This window comes from Streptomyces sp. NBC_01669 (genome assembly GCF_026339735.1).
Taxonomy (GTDB): Bacteria; Actinomycetota; Actinomycetes; order Streptomycetales; family Streptomycetaceae; genus Streptomyces; species Streptomyces yanii.
Window position 1 is genome coordinate 1,710,668 of sequence record NZ_JAPEQG010000001.1, and the last position, 14,956, is coordinate 1,725,623.

Here is a 14,956-nt window from a genome sequence, read left to right on the forward strand (position 1 = left end):
TGCACAGCCGGCCGTACGTTCCGACGTGGTACGCGGTCGGTGTGGCATCGCGAGTGCGCGGCGGAGGCCCCGGGGGGCCGGCGCGGCCGCCCGCACGCGGACGTCAGCCGACCAGGCAGGTGCGCACCGCCGCGGCCAGGCGGTTCGCGCGGGCGTCGCCGTGACCGATCATGCGGTTGGCGATGTACGCGAAGCCCACGCCGAACTCGTCGTCGCCGAAGGCGAATTGGCCGCCTGCTCCGTCGTTGCCGAAACTGCGCTCCCCCAGCATCGGCCGGAAGGCCGACGAGTCGAGCAGGAAGCCCGAGCCCCAGCGCGCCCCGGCGTCGAAGCCCAACCACCCCTTGCCGGATGACACCTCGCGGACCGCGTCCGTCACGGTGTCCGGTGTGAGCAGCCGCTCCCGGCCCTCGATGCCGGTCACGGCCGCAGCGTAGAGCCCGGCCAGGCCGCTCGCCGACGCCGTGGCACCCGCTCCGGGCAGCTCCATGCCGAGCAACGCCGGGTCGTTCCAGCCGCGCGGCTCGTCGAGACCGGGGAAGACCAGGGCGCCGTTCATCGTCACGATGCGGGTGAGCAGATGCTCGGGCCCTGGCATCCCTGGCCGCCCCTCGGCCTCGACGAGCCGGGCACGGCCGTCCGTCTCCTCGGTGGGCAGGCCGATCCAGGCCCGTAGTCCCAGCGGGTCGCCCACGGCACGGCGGAAGTATGCGCCCGGAGTGAGCCCGGTGATGCGCCGGATGACCTCACCGATGAGGAAGCCGAAGACGTGGCCGTGGTACTCGTATGCCGTGTCCGGCTCCCACAGCGGCTTCTGCTCCTCGATGGCCCGGGTCACCGGTGTCCAGGCGGCGATCTCCTCGAAGCCGAGTACCCGGTCGAGGGCGGGAAGTCCGGCCCGGTGTCCGAGGACCATGCGGCAGGTGATGGACTCCTTGCCGTGCTGCGCGAACCCGGGCCAGTACTGGCTCACCGGGGCGTCGAGGTCGAGATGTCCTTCCTGCGCGAGGAGGTGGGCGCACAGGCTCACGATGCCTTTGGCGCAGGAGAAGACCGGTAGGACGGTGTCCTGGTCCCACGGTCGGCCGGTCCGCTGGTCCGCGACCCCGCCCCACAGGTCCGCGACCTTGTGTCCGTCGACAAACACCGTGACGGCTGCGCCGAGTTCGGGGAAATCGTCGAAGTTCCGCGAGAACGCGTCGGCGACGGCTCCGAAGCGCTCGTCAGCCCATCCGTTGCACTGCCCCACCGTGTCCCGTCCTCCGTGTGATCGTGGCTCCGCGTGGGGCCGCCAAGGACAGTGCCCGTGCGCCCCGCGGTCGTCGACCGGTCACAGTACGGCGGTGTGCGGCCGCGGCACGAACGATTTGACCGCCCCGGCCTCGCCGAGGTGGGGCAGGGAGGAATGGGGATACTCGTGCAGGTCCCTGCCCGTACCCCGTCCGCGTACGGTTCACGGGGCCGGCCGTACGAGAGGCGGGCGAATCCGGTGTCCGGGTACACGTCGCGCACGCTGACGACCCTCCCCGGACCGGGCCGGTGGTGGGTGACGAACACCGGTCCGCGGGTGCGGCCCTTGGGCAAGGGGGGCAGCAGCCGGGCGGTGTCGGCGTCCCGGCAATCCGATTCCGGCATGAAGTCCTCGCACGCCCGGTGCCGGCGGCGGGCCTTGGAGGAGCTCACACAATGGGCGCCCTTGACCCTTGCCTGGGAGCAGTGCTCGGTGCCGTGAAACCGGCATCGAGCACCAGTGCGACGCAGGTCGCGGTCAGCAGTCCTGTGAACCGGTGGTGCTCCGATGTCTTCGCGCGATCGAGCGCCGTCCGTACCAGCCCTCCTGAGGTGGGGGTTCAGGGTGAGTGGGGTGTGGCTGCAGTTCAGTGAGGCGCCCCCGAGTTACTCCATGACGGGTCCCGGTCAACACCTCGGACCAATGCGGTCGGAGCACTGTCGAACCCAGCTTGTGTCGGTCCCGCGCGGGACAGGTGAACGGGTACGGAACGGCCGGTCGGCAGGGAATGCATGACGCCTCCTGATCGTTGACCATGCGAATACCAACCGACGACGTAAAGGATCGACCGCTCGTGAGCCAGGTCCCCTCCCTCACCCTCAACAACGGCGTCGAGATGCCGCAGCTCGGTTTCGGTGTCTGGCAGGTGCCGGACGACGAGGCCACGAAGGCGGTCGCGACGGCTATCGAGTCCGGGTACCGGAGCATCGACACCGCCGCGATCTACGGGAACGAGGAGGGCACCGGCAAGGCCGTCGCGGCCTCCGGTGTCCCCCGCGAAGAGCTCTTCGTCACCACCAAGTTGTGGAACGGCGACCAGGGCTACGAGTCGACGATGCGCGCCTTCGACGCCTCGCTGGACAAGCTCGGTCTCGACTATGTCGACCTGTACCTGATCCACTGGCCGGTGCCCGCCAAGGACGCGTACGTCGACACGTACAAGGCGTTCGAGAAGATCTACGCCGACGGCCGCGCGAAGGCCATCGGTGTCTCCAACTTCCTGCCGGAGCACCTGGAGCGCCTGCTCGGCGAGACCTCCGTGGTTCCGGTGATCAACCAGATCGAGCTGCACCCGCAGCTTCAGCAGGCCGAGTCGCGCGCCTTCCACGCACAGCACGGCATCGCCACCGAGGCATGGTCCCCGCTGGGCCAGGGCAAGGGCCTCCTGGAGGTCCCGACGGTCGTCGCGATCGCCCAGAAGCACGGTCGCACGCCCGCGCAGGCGGTGCTCCGCTGGCACCTCCAGACGGGCAATGTGGTGATCCCGAAGTCCGTGACGCCGTCGCGGATCGCCGAGAACATCGATGTGTTCGGCTTCGAGCTGGACGCCGACGACCTGGCCGCGTTCGCCGCGCTGGACGAGGGCAAGCGCCTCGGCCCGAACCCGGGCGAGTTCAACCTGGGCGCCTGAGAGCCTGTCGGGTGACCTTCGATCGGATAGCGGACGCGGTCTGGTGCGTGCGATTCCAAGGCGGCGGGATGTCCTCGGATGGGGTCTCCCCTGCTCGAACGAAGCTGAGAGCTTGGGGAAGGAGCTACTAGGATATTTCGGCAACGCGGGAAGCGTGCGTGCCAGGGCGTGGCCGCCCGATCAGAGGTCACCCGACAGGCTCTGAGCCCAACCGCTGAAGACCGAATCACGCACAGACCGCCGTCCGGCTCCCCGTCGGGCGGCGGTCTGCTGCGGGTGAACCCGGAGGAGACACCGTCATGAGCGCGGACACCGCACCCGTCGTCGCACCGGGTCTGTACCGGCTGCGCAATGTGGGCAGCGGACTGCTGCTGGAGGTGTACGGCTCCGCCAGGGGCAGCGGCGCCAAGGTGCAGCAGGGCGCGGAGAAGCAGGAGGGGGCGGGCGGCCAGCACTGGCAGCTCTCCCCCGTGCACGAGGGCGCCGCGCTGTACCACCTGACCAATGCGCACAGCGGCAAGCGACTGGACGTCGCCAATGCCTCCACGGAGAACGGCGCCAACATCCAGCAGTGGAAGGCCAACAACTACGGCGCCCAGGAGTGGCTGATCGAACAGCACCTGGATGCGCCGGGAACCGTGACGCTGGTCAGTTTCATCAGCGGACTCGTCCTGGAAGTGGCCGACGGCTCCACGGCGGACGGCGCCGATGTGCAGCAGTGGGAGGACACCGACGCCCCCGGCCAGTGGTGGCAGTTGGAGCCGGTGCCGGACACCCCTTAGAGGAGCTCACACAAGGGGCGCCCGGCTCGCATTCTGAGAGCTCCTCTGTGAGCTCCTCTCAGGCGCGTCGGCCCAGGTGGACCGTGCGCGCCGTCAGCAGGAAGAGGTCGGGGCGCTGGTGCAGTCCGGCGGGGTCCTCGGGGTCGAGCAACCGGTCGAGTGTGGCGAGGTCGTCCGCGGCGAGCTCCTCGGCGAACGCCTCGCGACGGCGGGCGAATTCGGCGATGACCTGGTCGCGCGCCTGGCCGGAGAGGGGCGCGGGCAGGTCGAGCAGGAAGCTGCGAGTGCCCTGCGGGGCCAGCCCCACCGCGGTGAACAGGGCGCTCCAGTCCTCCACCTCCTGCTTGGCGTCCGGGAGCGCCGCGCGCATCTCCTCGAACCACTCCGCGTGGATCGCGTCGAGCCTGGCCTCCAGGCCGGGCCGGCCGATGCCGATGTCGCGCGGAAGCTGGCGGGTCGGCAGCCCGCCCTCGACGAGGGCGATGGTCCCGCCGGGGCGCAGCAGTCCGGCGAAGCCGGCAAGGACGGCGCGCTGGTCTCCCATGTGATGCAGTGCGTTGCCCGCCCAGATCAGGTCTGCCTCTCCCAACTTCGGCAAGCCGTCGGGGAGTTCCGCGTGCAGGGTACGGACGCGGTCGCCGAGTCCGAGGCGTTCGGCGCGGGCCCGGGTGCGCTCCAGGAGCGCCGCGGTGCCGTCCACGGCGACGACCTCGGCCTCGGGGAACTCCTCGGCGAGCAGGCAGGAGATCACGCCGGGTCCGCTGCCGATGTCGAGGACCCTGCGTACCTGCGGGGCGGTGGGCAGTCCGGCGATCCAGCGGGCCGCCGCCGTGTACTGGGGACTGCTGAGCTCGCCGTTCTGCTCCAGCAGCGGGCCCAAGACGTCCCAGTCGAAGTCGGTGGTGTCGTGGTGGTGACTGTGCCCGGTGCGGTCGTGCCGACCGTGGGCGCTGTCGTGGTGAGGGCCGTGATCGGCGTGCTTCGTCATGCGGACAAGCCTCCCCGGGCCTCGGGCAGGTGGCGAACTTTGTTGCCGGTTCGGCAAGCCGCAGCCCCTCGGGGCGATGCCGACCATCGTCTGGATCACGCTGCCGACGACATGCCCGGTCAGGAAGGACGCCCAGGAGATCGAGATCGTGCGGAACCGGTTGACGATGCCTTCGGTCATGTCGACGCAGACGGCGGCCGCGGTGGACGGGGCTCCGGAGGTGGCGGCCATCAGGATGATGCCCGGGGCGACACAGTCGATGCAGTACGACCCCCACCCCCGATCCCGCCGGATGTCAGCCCCTGCGCCGGAACGCCAGCAGCCGGTACTCCGGCTCGCGGCGCGGCCGGTCCGGCTCGGGCAGCGCCAGCAGCGCCGCCGCAAGATCGTCGGCCGCCGCCCCCGGCAGCTCCAGACGCGAGACGAAGTGGCCCGCACGCACCTCACGCGCCGCACGCTGCGGAGTCCGCCCCTGCCCGTGTCCGAGGAATCGGTTCTCCCCCACCACATCGAGCCCGGCCTCCGCCCCGTACGCGACGACCAGTTCCTCGGGGTCGGACGGGCTCGGGCGCAGGTACGGGGCGAACAGCTCATCGATGTCGCTGCCCACGTCGTGCGCGGCGTCCTTGTCGACCGTGGTGACGAACACGCCGCCGGGCCGCAGCACCCGTCCCGCCTCCGAGACCACCGCCCGCACGTCACCCGCCCCCCGCAGCAGATGCAGCAGCCAGACGGTGCCCACGGCGTCGACCGCGGCGGCGGGCAGCGGCAGCCGCCGCGCGTCGGCCAGCGCCACCGCGCCGATCCGCTGCCGCGCGAACCGCGCCATGCCGTACGAGGCGTCGGTCCCCAGCACCCGCAATGCGGGCCGGGCCAGCGCCATCCGCTCGGTGACCAGCCCCGTACCGCAGCCGATGTCCAGCAGTGTGCGGGCGGACTCCGGGACCAGGCCGAGCAGCGCCCGGGCCGCCGCCTCCGCCCGGGGCACGCCGCCGCGCGTCGCGTCGTATGCAGCTGCCTCAGCGTCATAATCCAACATGAGTGCGACTGTAGGACAACCGCCTGGTATCGATGGGCAGAAAGCAAGGTCGACCCAGCCGCGGGAGATCGGTGCGCGGCAGCCCTGCGCATGGATCGCCTCGACGGCCACCCGGGTGTTGCCCTTCGGGACCCACATGCTGCCGAAGCCCACGTGCACCGGTGGTGTGCCGGCGTCCGGGATCGCCACCGACTCGGCCGGGAGCGGGCGTTCGTCCGGCCGACGTCAGGAGCTCGTGAGGATGACGAGTTGCTGGGTCGCTCGGGTCATCGCGACATAGCGGTCGACCGCTCCTTCGATGCCCTTGCCGAACGCCTCCGGGTCGATGAGGACGACCAGGTCGAACTCGAGCCCCTTCGACAGCTCCGGTGTCAGCGACCGGACGCGGGACGTCGTCCGGAATGTGGGATCGCCGATGACGCAGGCGATCCCGTCGGCATGTGCGGCGAGCCAGGTGTCGAGGATCGAGTTCAGATCCGCAGCAGATCCGTGTACGACGGGGACGTCGCTGCTGCGGACGGAGGTCGGCACGTTGGCGTCCGGGAGCACGGCCCGGATGACCGGCTCGGCTTCCGCCATGATTTCTTCCGGCGTCCGGTAGTTGATGCTCAGGGAGGTCAGGTTGATCCGGTCGAGCCCGATCCGCTCGAGCCGTTCCTGCCACGACTCCGTGAACCCGTGCCTGGCCTGGGCACGATCCCCGACGATGGTGAAGCTCCGGGACGGGCACCGGAGCAACAACATCTGCCACTCCGCGTCGGTCAGTTCCTGAGCCTCGTCCACCACGATGTGCGCGAACGGGCCGGCGAGCAGGTCCGGTTCGGTGCTGGGCTGTGCGGTCACGTCGACCAGGGTGTCCTGGAGGTCCTGTCCGCGCAGCATCGTCATCACACCTTCTCCGTCGTCATCGGCCTCGAGCAAGGCATCGACGACCTTGGCCATGTGCTCGCGTTCGGCGGCGACAGAGGCGCTGTGCCGACGCTTACGTCGCGCAGCCTCCGGGTCGCCGAGCCGCTGCCGTGCTGCGTCCAGGAGCGGCAGGTCGGACACCGTCCAGGCCTGGGCGACCCCGCGCTGCAGCTGCTGAACCTCATCGGAGCTGAGCCAGGGAGCGCACTTCCGCAGATAGGCGGGTACCGACCACAGGTCTCCGACGAGGTCAGCCGCTTCGAGCAGCGGCCACGCGCGGTCGAAGGTCGTGAGCAGCTCCCTGTTCTGCAGCAGCGACTTGCGGAGCAGCTCAGCCGAGGCGTCGCCGTCGTGCTTGTCCACCAGGATCGTGAGCAGCTCCTCCCGGATCTGGTCGCGCGCCTCGTTGTGCGGAATACCGGGTGCTGCTTCGAACGCCACGGCCCAATCCTCGGCGCTCAGCCAGATGTCGGACCAGTGGGTCGTGACGGTCATCCCCGTGGTGGGCGGCTCCTCGTAGAACCTGACCGCCGTCTCGATCGCCTTCACCAGGTTCGCGGACGACTTCAGGAGGGCCACATTCGGGTCGGCCTCGATCGCTGCTACGGCTCCCTCGGCGACGAGGTCCCGCAGGGTGCAGGTCTGCACGCCCTCCTCTCCGAGGCTGGGGAGGACGTCGGCGACGTAGCCCAGGTAGGGCTGGTGCGGACCGACGAACAGCACGCCGCCCCGGCGGTGTCCGAGGCGAGGGTCGGAGTGGAGGAGGTAGGCGGAGCGGTGCAGAGCGACGACGGTCTTCCCCGTACCCGGACCGCCGTCGACGACGAGAGCGCCGCGGGATCCCGCGCGGATGATGGTGTCCTGGTCGGCCTGGATGGTGCCGAGCACGTCTCGCATCCGTGCCGACCGGTTGCTGCCCAGGCTGGCGATGAAAGCGGACTGGTCGTCCAGCGCGGCGTGCCCGACAAGCCCGTCCGGGGTGAACACCTCGTCCCAGTAGTCGCTGATCCGGCTGCGGGCCCAGCGATACCTGCGGCGGCTTGCCAGACCCATCGGGTTGGCGTGGGTGGCTCCGAAGAAGGGCTCGGCCGCGGGGGAGCGCCAGTCGAGCAGCAGCCGACGACCCGCGCTGTCCGTAAGGCCAAGTCGTCCGACGTACACGGGCTCGGGGTTGTCCGCACTGACCATGTGTCCGAGGCACAGGTCCATACCGAAGCGACGCAGTGCGCGCAGGCGAGCGGTCAGCCGGTGGATCTCCATGTCCCGGTCCATCGCCTGCCGGCCTGCCCCGCCGGGCGCCTTGCGCTCGGCATCGAGGCGGTCGGACAGGTCGGCGATCGACTGCTCGAGGCACTCCGCAATGGCCGCGAAGTGCTGTTCGTCGTCGGCGATCAGCGCCGGGTCGGCCTTGGGGGAAAGGTGGCCGGGAAGGTCAAACGCGCTGGTGGTCAGGGGGTTCACAGCATCAGTTCCGATCTGAGGTCGATGGCAACCATTGCGCACGGCAAGGTGTCTGGACCGGCGTGAGGAACCTGGTGGCCATGACGAGCAACGCTCCGCCTTGACGTGGGTCCCGTGGCCGTTGTCGGTTCAGGTCGCCAGGGTGCAGGTTCTCGGGTTCTGGGTTCCGGCTCGACGATCCCGTGTGGTTCACGCGGACACGTGCGGCCTCTCTTGGCTGACCGTGTCGAGCTGCGGCGGCGCGCACACCCGCACCTCCGCTCCGAGTGCCCGCAACTGCACCACGAGTCCTGCCAGCGGTTCGGCGTTCCCGCGCGACCCGTACGTCGCCATCAGCACTCGCACTTCGTGGATCTCCCATTTCCGCAGGTTCTGGCCTCGGCCGACGATTCTGCGGCATGACCCGGGCCTTGCCGCAAGGCCCCCGGTGCGCTATACGTTGAGAGTGGAAAGGAGTGGGTGCTCCCCTTTCCCTTCATCGTCCGCTGTGGACGGACAACCCCCTCGCGAAGCGGCGGCGCGCCGCGTGCGGCGGCAGCGTGGGCCCAGGAGGATCTCCCGTGCGCCGCACGCCGTCCGTCAGGCGCGGGCAGAGTTCGACTCCGGGTGCCCAACTCGGCCACGAGGTTGGTTACGCGCGTCGGTAGTTGATCAAGAATGAGATGCCACCGGTGGCGCCCCGGCCACCGGCGGCCTCCCCCAACTCCCGTCCCCGAGACCGTCGAAGGAAATCAGTCATGCCCAGGCGCATCGACCGGGTTCTCGGGGTGGCACCGCTCCATCCGGCGCGGCGCCCCGACGAGCGCGGGGCCACCACGCGGCGCGGCGCCCCCGTTCCGTCACGCCGCGCCGTGCCCCGCGGCGATCGCCTCCACACGCGCGGCAAGTTCCAGGTCGTTCTCGGTGACCACCCCGCCGGCGTCGTGCGTGTTCACCGAAAGGGAGACGGTGTTGTAGCCGAGCGTCAGATCGGAGTGGTGGTTCAGCTCCTCCTGGATCTGCGCGACATGGATGGTGAGTCCGGCGGCGGCGAAGTGCGAGGGGAACCGGTATCTGCGGGTGATCCGGTCTCCCTCCAGCGCCCATCCGGGCAGCTCGCGCAGCCGGTCCTCGATCTCTTTCTGTGACAACGGTTCGGCGGGCATGGTGCGGCTCCTCACAAGGTCGGGTGCGATGGGCGGTGCCGGTGACGTTACGGTCTCCGTATGACAACTGTCGCGCTTGACACGGGTGTAGGGCCACTGCTGCGCAGTTGGCGGGAGCAGCGCCGGCTGAGCCAGCTGGAGCTGGCGCTGCGCGCGGACTCCTCGGCCCGCCACATCTCCTTCATCGAGACGGGCCGTTCCCGCCCCAGCGAGGAGATGGTCCTCCGGCTGGCCGAGCATCTCGATGTGCCGGTCAGGGAACGCAATGCCCTGCTGGTGATGGCCGGTTATGCGCCCCGTTACACGGAGACCGCGCTCGACGATCCCGCGATGGGCGCGCTGCGCGAGGGCATGGAGCAGCTGTTGCAGGGGTACGACCCGTATCCGGCGCTCGTCGTCGACGGGACGTATAACGTGGTGGCCGCCAATCGGGGTATCGCCCTGCTGCTGGAGGGGGTGGCCGGGCACCTGCTCGCAGCTCCGCTCAACGCCATGCGGCTCACCCTCCACCCGGAGGGTCTGGCTCCGCGCATCCGTAATCTGCGGGAGTGGCGGGCCGACCTGCTGGCGCAGATGGAACGTCAGATCGCGCTGGCCCGTTCGGCGGAGCTGCGTGAGCTGTACGAGGAGGTCGCCGCCTATCCCGTACCGGAGAGCGCCGACGGGCAGGACGAGCCGGCGGGACCGCCGTCGGCACTGTCGTTCGCGCTGCCGATGGTGGTCGAGCACGACGGGCGGGTGCTCTCGTTCGTCTCCTCCATCGCGACGTTCAATACGCCGATGGATGTGACGGTGGCCGAATTGGCGATCGAGACGTTTCTGCCCGCCGATCAGGAGACCGCCACGTATTTGAGGTCGCTCGGGTCCTGACGGTCCGCCGTCCGGTGCGTCACTTCTCGGTGAGAGGGCGGGTCCACGGTGCGTCGGTGCGCGCCAGGGCGGTGGCCGCGGCACTCGCCGCGGCCAGGATCGCGACGGCAAGCAGCAGCGGCAGCGTCGGGTGTCCGTGCAGGACCGCGGCGGCTCCGGCCACGGCGCCGAGCAGCATCGCGCAGGCCGAGACCACCCGGCGCCCGGCCTTGTTGCCGGCGCCTCCGGTGAGGTGGCTGTCGGCGGCGATGCCGGCGATGGTGAGGGTCAGCACGGTGGTGGTGAGGTCGGGGACGGCGAGCGCGCGGGCGGCGGAGTTCTGCACGCCGAGGCCGAGCGCGAGCAGCACGATGAGGGTGAAACGGACCCCACCGGTGTACGGACTGCCGGACACCTGGGTGACGATCACGGCGGCCGCGACGAACACCGTCTCGGCGAGGAGCGCGTACTGCAGGTTCCTGCCCCGGTGCGTGCGGGTGCGGTGCACGACCAGGCCGCCGAGCAGCGCCCCGGCGGCGAACGCGGTGAGCGCCACGAGCGACGCGGCGAGCGAGAAGCCGGGGGCCCCGGCGAACGCAAACCCGGAGAAAACCACATTGCCGGTCATGTTCGCGACGAAGACCCGGCCGAGTTGCAGATAGCTGACGGCGTCCACCAGCCCGGTGACGACCGTCAGGGCGAGCATCAGCGGCGGCAGCGGCCCGTGCCGGTCCGTCACGTCCGGTACGAGGGTGGCCCATGCCTCACGCAGCATGACGGGCATGGGCACGCTCCAATCACCGGGACGGAATCAGGATTGTGCCGCGACCGGGGTGCGGAACACAGGACCGCCGCGACGTGTGCCGCCCCCGCCCCGGCGGGCTCGGGCGGGGGCGGCACACGCTGCGGGAGCGCGAAGCCGTTACACGCGCGCCCCGTTGTCGAGCGTGTCCCGGCGTTTCGCCCCTGCGCCGGAGGTGCGCCGGGGCGCCCGCTTGCGGGCGGGCGGCGGGGCCTTGCTGCTCTTCTCCAGGACGAGTGCGACCGGTACGGCGGTCAGGACCGAGGAGTACGTGCCGACGCAGATGCCGATGAGCAGGGCGAGCGCGAAGTCCGCGAGGGAGTCGCCGCCCAGCACGGCGAGGGCGGCCAGGATGAAGAGGGCGCCCATGCCGGTGTTGACGGTTCTGGGAACGGTCTGCAGGACGGCGCGGTTGGCGACGGTCGCCACGGGTACGCGGCGCGCCTTCGCCCACAGTTCGCGGACCCGGTCGAAGACCACCACCGAGTCGTTGACGGAGTAGCCGATGACGGTGAGGAGTGCGGCCAGGAAGATGCCGTCGACGGTGCGACCGAGCCAGGCGAACGCGCCGACCAGAATGATGACGTCGTGGACCAGCGCGGCAACCGATGCCAGGGCGAACGTCCAGCGGAACCGGACCGCGAGGTAGGCGAGTTGCACGAGGACGGCGATGGCGAGCGCGATCAGCGCGTTGCGCCGCAGCTCGTCGCCGAGGCTGGGGCCGATGAGTTCGTCGCGCACCTTGGTGGTGTGGCCACCCTCCTCGGCAAGGGCGGCACGCAGGGTGTGCTCCTCGTCGTTGCTGAGGTCTCCCGTACGTACGGAGAGGTCGCCCGCGCCCGCCGTGGTGACCTCGGCGTCGCCGAAGCCCGCGTCGGCCAGGGCGGTCCGGGCGGTCTCGACGTCGACGGGCCGGCTGGTGGAGTACTCGACGAGCCGGCCGCCGGTGAACTCCACGCCCAGGTTGACACCCCGTACGACGATGCCGAGGACCGCGACGGCGATCAGAGCCGTGGAGATCAGCAGCCAGCGGCGGGAGGACCGGAACAGCTGCGGATCACGGCGGGCCAGCCAGGTCCGTACACGGCCGGGGCGGGCGATGCCGTTGACGCCCCGGTAGTCGCTGACGAATCGCGAGCGGGACGCGATCTCGGTGAGGGCGCGAGCGATGACGAGCGCCGAGAACATCGACGCGAGAACACCGATGGCGAGCGTGACTCCGAAGCCCTTGACCGGTCCCGAGCCGAGGAAGAAGAGCAGACCGGCCGCGATCAGGGTGGTCACGTTGGAGTCGGCGACCGCGCTCCAGGCGTTACGGAATCCGGCGGCCATGGCGGAGCCCAGGGAGCGGCCGGGACGTTCCGCGTACTCCTCCCTGGCGCGTTCGAAGACCAGCACGTTCGCGTCGACCGCCATCCCGATGGCGAGGACGAATCCGGCGAGTCCGGGGAGGGTGAGGGTGACACCGAGAGCGACCAGCGCGGCGTACGAGATGACTGCGTACGCAGCGAGGGCCACCGCGGCGAGGGCGCCGAAGAGCCGGTAGACGAATGTGATGAAGAGGGCGGTGGCGGCGGCGCCGATGAGGGCGGCCCGGGCGCTGGCGTCGATGGCGGCGGCGCCGAGCGTCGGACCGACGGTCCGCTGTTCGACGATCTCGATGGGGACGGGCAGCGCGCCGCCCTTGATCAGCAGCGCCAGATCGCGGGCCTCGTCGGCGCCGAAGGAGCCGGTGATCTGCGTGGACCCGGACGGAAGGCCGACGTTGCAGCCGACGGACGGGGCGACCTGGGGCGAGGAGATCACATGGTCGTCGAGGACGATCGCGACCCGCCGCCTGTCATCCTGCACGGGATGACAGGCGGCTTCGCCGGTCAGCCGGGTCCAGTCCCGGCCCGCGCCCTTGTGGAAGTCGAGGGCGACGGTCCAGCCGGCGCCCTGCTGGGCGTCGAAGGAGGCCCCGGCGTCCTTGACGCCCGCGCCGGTGAGCCGGGCCGGGCCGAGGTCGAGAAGGCGGCCCTCCTCGTCGGGCAGCGTCAGGCCGGTGCCCTTCCCCTTCTCCTGTTCCGTGCCGGGGCCCTGAACGGCGTGGAAGCTGAGCTGTGCTGTCCTGCCGATGACTTCGGCGGCCTTGCGCGGGTCCTGGACGTCGGGCAGTTCGACGATGATCCGGTCCTCTCCGGACCGGGTCAGGGTCGGTTCGGCGACGCCGAGCGAGTCGATGCGCTGGCGGAGCACCTCGAGGGTTCGGTCGGTGCTCTCCCGGTCCGCCTTCGTAGTGGCGGAGTCCTTGGCCTGGAGCACCAATCTGGTGCCGCCCTGAAGATCGAGGCCGAGTCTGGGTGACATGGTCAGCGTGATGAGCACGGAAACGAGCAGCACGGCCGCAGCCAGAACCGCTCGCACCGTGGTGGCGCGAGTCATGGAAATCCTCCGAGAGGGACGCCTGCCGCCCTCACCTCGGCGAGGACGCGGCGTCAGGTCTGTCGAGCAGAACGGTGGCCGGGGGAACGGTCCGTCCTCGGAGGGCCGCGTACGCCGGGAAGCGCCACGCGGGGGCGATCGGCTGCGAAGGAGGGGGCGTCCGGGGCCCGTTGCCGGGCCGGAAGCGGTACGGGGATGCCGGGCGCCCCCGGCAGCAGGGCGCCGCCGGGGCCGGGCGGCGGGAGCTGGTGCTGGATGCGGATGTGGTCGGTGGCGACCCAGGGGCGGGGAACGGCCGGGAGAACGGTGCGGTCGTGGCCGCTCGCCGTTGCCGTGCGGCTCCGCCGCGTGTCGTGCGGGTGGCCGGGGCGGGCGGTCCGGTCGGTGTGCTGGGCGGGCGGCGGAACGACAGGGGTGTGCGCGGCGGCGGGCGACGGACCGGACAGGGAGCGTGGCGGCGTTACGGCTCCGGCGGCCGCGACGGCCGCGGAGGCGCCGCCGACGACGGTGAGCACGACGAGGAGGAACACGGCCAGGGTCTGACGGGCCGCTGTCGCACGCCCTCGGCGCGCCGTACGGTGTGCCGGGTTGTCCGGTCGCCCTCTCGGGGGTGTGTTCCCCGGGGGCGGCCCCGGGAAGAGGGTCACCTCGCCGGGCCGGGGAGGGCCGGCGCCGCGGCGGCGTGCCGGAGCGCGGAGCTGAGGATCAGCCCCGCGCCGCGGACCACCGTGGTGGCCGGGTCGTCGGCGAGCCGCACCGGAACCCCGAGGCGGACCGCGATCCGGTTGGTGATGTCGGGGCGTAGGGCACCGCCTCCGGTGAGCAACGGGCCCTTGCGCAGGGCTCCGAGGACCGCGCCGTGCCGGTCCTGCTGCCACATCTCCATGATCATGTCCAGTGCGGTGCGGACGACGGCGGTGGGCGGCTCGGCGGGTCCGAGGTCGCTGAGTCCGGTCTCGGCCTGGCGGGCGTCCCGGACCATTCCGTCGACCAGGAGGGTGACTTCGGTCAGCTCGGCGCCGATGTCGACGACGAGGAGCGGGCCGCCGTCCTGCGGTCCTGCGTATGCGGCGGCGGCTCTGGCGCTGTTCAGCACGATGACGCTCGTCGGCCCGAGTGCGGCGAGGAGCTCCCGCGCCTCGGCGCGGTGTTCGGGCCCGGCGAGGACCGGGTGGCTGAGGACGATCAGGGTCTCGCTGCGGTCGGCGCCCAGCGCCGTGTCGGCGATGCGGCTGAGCATCCGGCCGCAGGACTCGGGGTCGACGATGCGCCCGCGCCGGACCGGACGGCCGTGACCGCGCCCACCCTCGGGATCGTCGGTGGACTCGGCGTCGGTGACGATGCCGAGTCCGGGGATCCAGGCGCGGGTGCGGGAACTGCCGAGGTCGAGGGCGAGTCCGCGGGTGACACCGCGGTATCCGTTGCGAACGGACCGGCCGTGTCGCCGCCCGTCGTGCGGAGAATGCATCGTCCCTCATCCCCCGGCCTGCCGCAGCAGCCGTTCACACACTCGTCGGCTCGCTGATAGCGAGGCATGACCGAGCCCTCACTATGCAATAAGAAGGCAAAGAAAGCCACTCTCAGGCAAAATCCAAGGGCTCGGCGCGCTCGCCCGTCCACCCTCGCGGACGGGCGC

The 14,956-nt window shown here is 70.9% G+C and carries 12 protein-coding genes and 1 pseudogene; 3 read left to right on the top strand and 10 right to left on the bottom strand.

Translation table 11 applies throughout. From position 1 onward, the window contains the following. Positions 1 to 103: 103 nt before the first annotated feature. On the bottom strand, positions 104 to 1,249 hold the full coding sequence (locus tag OG972_RS07595) for a serine hydrolase (RefSeq protein WP_266979454.1): 1,146 nt from the start codon (positions 1,247 to 1,249) through the stop codon (positions 104 to 106). A 123-nt stretch (positions 1,250 to 1,372) separates the two neighbouring features. Further along, positions 1,373 to 1,674: pseudogene (locus OG972_RS07600) on the bottom strand (site-specific integrase); the annotation flags it as partial. Between the two features lie 410 nt (positions 1,675 to 2,084). On the opposite strand from OG972_RS07600, the gene OG972_RS07605 reads away from it, so the two are divergent. Together OG972_RS07605 and OG972_RS07610 are read left to right on the top strand one after the other, a co-directional pair. Then, a complete protein-coding gene (locus OG972_RS07605) occupies positions 2,085 to 2,921 on the top strand; it encodes an aldo/keto reductase (protein WP_266979456.1) in 837 nt (278 codons plus the stop codon). Between the two features lie 299 nt (positions 2,922 to 3,220). Continuing rightward, the gene (locus tag OG972_RS07610) at positions 3,221 to 3,703 is read left to right on the top strand and encodes an RICIN domain-containing protein (RefSeq protein ID WP_266979458.1); all 483 of its coding nucleotides are present in this window, start codon (positions 3,221 to 3,223) and stop codon (positions 3,701 to 3,703) included. Between the two features lie 58 nt (positions 3,704 to 3,761). Here the strand turns inward: OG972_RS07610 and OG972_RS07615 are convergent, their stop codons facing one another. The 4 genes from OG972_RS07615 to OG972_RS07630 form a co-directional block, all read right to left on the bottom strand. Beyond that, positions 3,762 to 4,691: a trans-aconitate 2-methyltransferase gene (locus tag OG972_RS07615; RefSeq protein ID WP_266990328.1), complete on the bottom strand. Its 930-nt coding sequence runs from the start codon at positions 4,689 to 4,691 to the stop codon at positions 3,762 to 3,764. A 295-nt stretch (positions 4,692 to 4,986) separates the two neighbouring features. After that, positions 4,987 to 5,730 (bottom strand): class I SAM-dependent methyltransferase, encoded by a 744-nt coding sequence (locus tag OG972_RS07620; RefSeq protein ID WP_266979460.1) that lies wholly within the window; start codon positions 5,728 to 5,730, stop codon positions 4,987 to 4,989. A gap of 225 nt (positions 5,731 to 5,955) precedes the next feature. After that, complete coding sequence (helR, locus tag OG972_RS07625) at positions 5,956 to 8,100, bottom strand: RNA polymerase recycling motor ATPase HelR (protein WP_266979462.1); 2,145 nt, start codon at positions 8,098 to 8,100, stop codon at positions 5,956 to 5,958. Positions 8,101 to 8,939: 839 nt separating this feature from the next. Continuing rightward, complete coding sequence (locus OG972_RS07630; protein ID WP_266979464.1) at positions 8,940 to 9,245, bottom strand: 4a-hydroxytetrahydrobiopterin dehydratase; 306 nt, start codon at positions 9,243 to 9,245, stop codon at positions 8,940 to 8,942. A gap of 60 nt (positions 9,246 to 9,305) precedes the next feature. On the opposite strand from OG972_RS07630, the gene OG972_RS07635 reads away from it, so the two are divergent. Continuing rightward, positions 9,306 to 10,115, top strand: a complete 810-nt coding sequence (locus tag OG972_RS07635) for a helix-turn-helix domain-containing protein (RefSeq protein WP_266979466.1) — start codon at positions 9,306 to 9,308, stop codon at positions 10,113 to 10,115. A 19-nt stretch (positions 10,116 to 10,134) separates the two neighbouring features. Here the strand turns inward: OG972_RS07635 and OG972_RS07640 are convergent, their stop codons facing one another. The 4 genes from OG972_RS07640 to OG972_RS07655 all read right to left on the bottom strand — a co-directional run bounded on the left by OG972_RS07640 (position 10,135) and on the right by OG972_RS07655 (position 14,788). Then, complete coding sequence (locus OG972_RS07640; protein WP_266979468.1) at positions 10,135 to 10,878, bottom strand: YoaK family protein; 744 nt, start codon at positions 10,876 to 10,878, stop codon at positions 10,135 to 10,137. 138 nt (positions 10,879 to 11,016) lie between these two features. Beyond that, the gene (secD, locus tag OG972_RS07645; RefSeq protein WP_266979470.1) at positions 11,017 to 13,320 is read right to left on the bottom strand and encodes a protein translocase subunit SecD; all 2,304 of its coding nucleotides are present in this window, start codon (positions 13,318 to 13,320) and stop codon (positions 11,017 to 11,019) included. 53 nt (positions 13,321 to 13,373) lie between these two features. Further along, positions 13,374 to 13,850 carry a hypothetical protein gene (locus tag OG972_RS07650; RefSeq protein ID WP_266979472.1) on the bottom strand — a complete coding sequence of 159 codons (477 nt, stop codon included), beginning with the start codon at positions 13,848 to 13,850 and terminating at the stop codon, positions 13,374 to 13,376. Positions 13,851 to 13,963: 113 nt separating this feature from the next. Next, the gene (locus OG972_RS07655) at positions 13,964 to 14,788 is read right to left on the bottom strand and encodes a rod shape-determining protein (protein ID WP_266979473.1); all 825 of its coding nucleotides are present in this window, start codon (positions 14,786 to 14,788) and stop codon (positions 13,964 to 13,966) included. Positions 14,789 to 14,956: the final 168 nt, after the last annotated feature.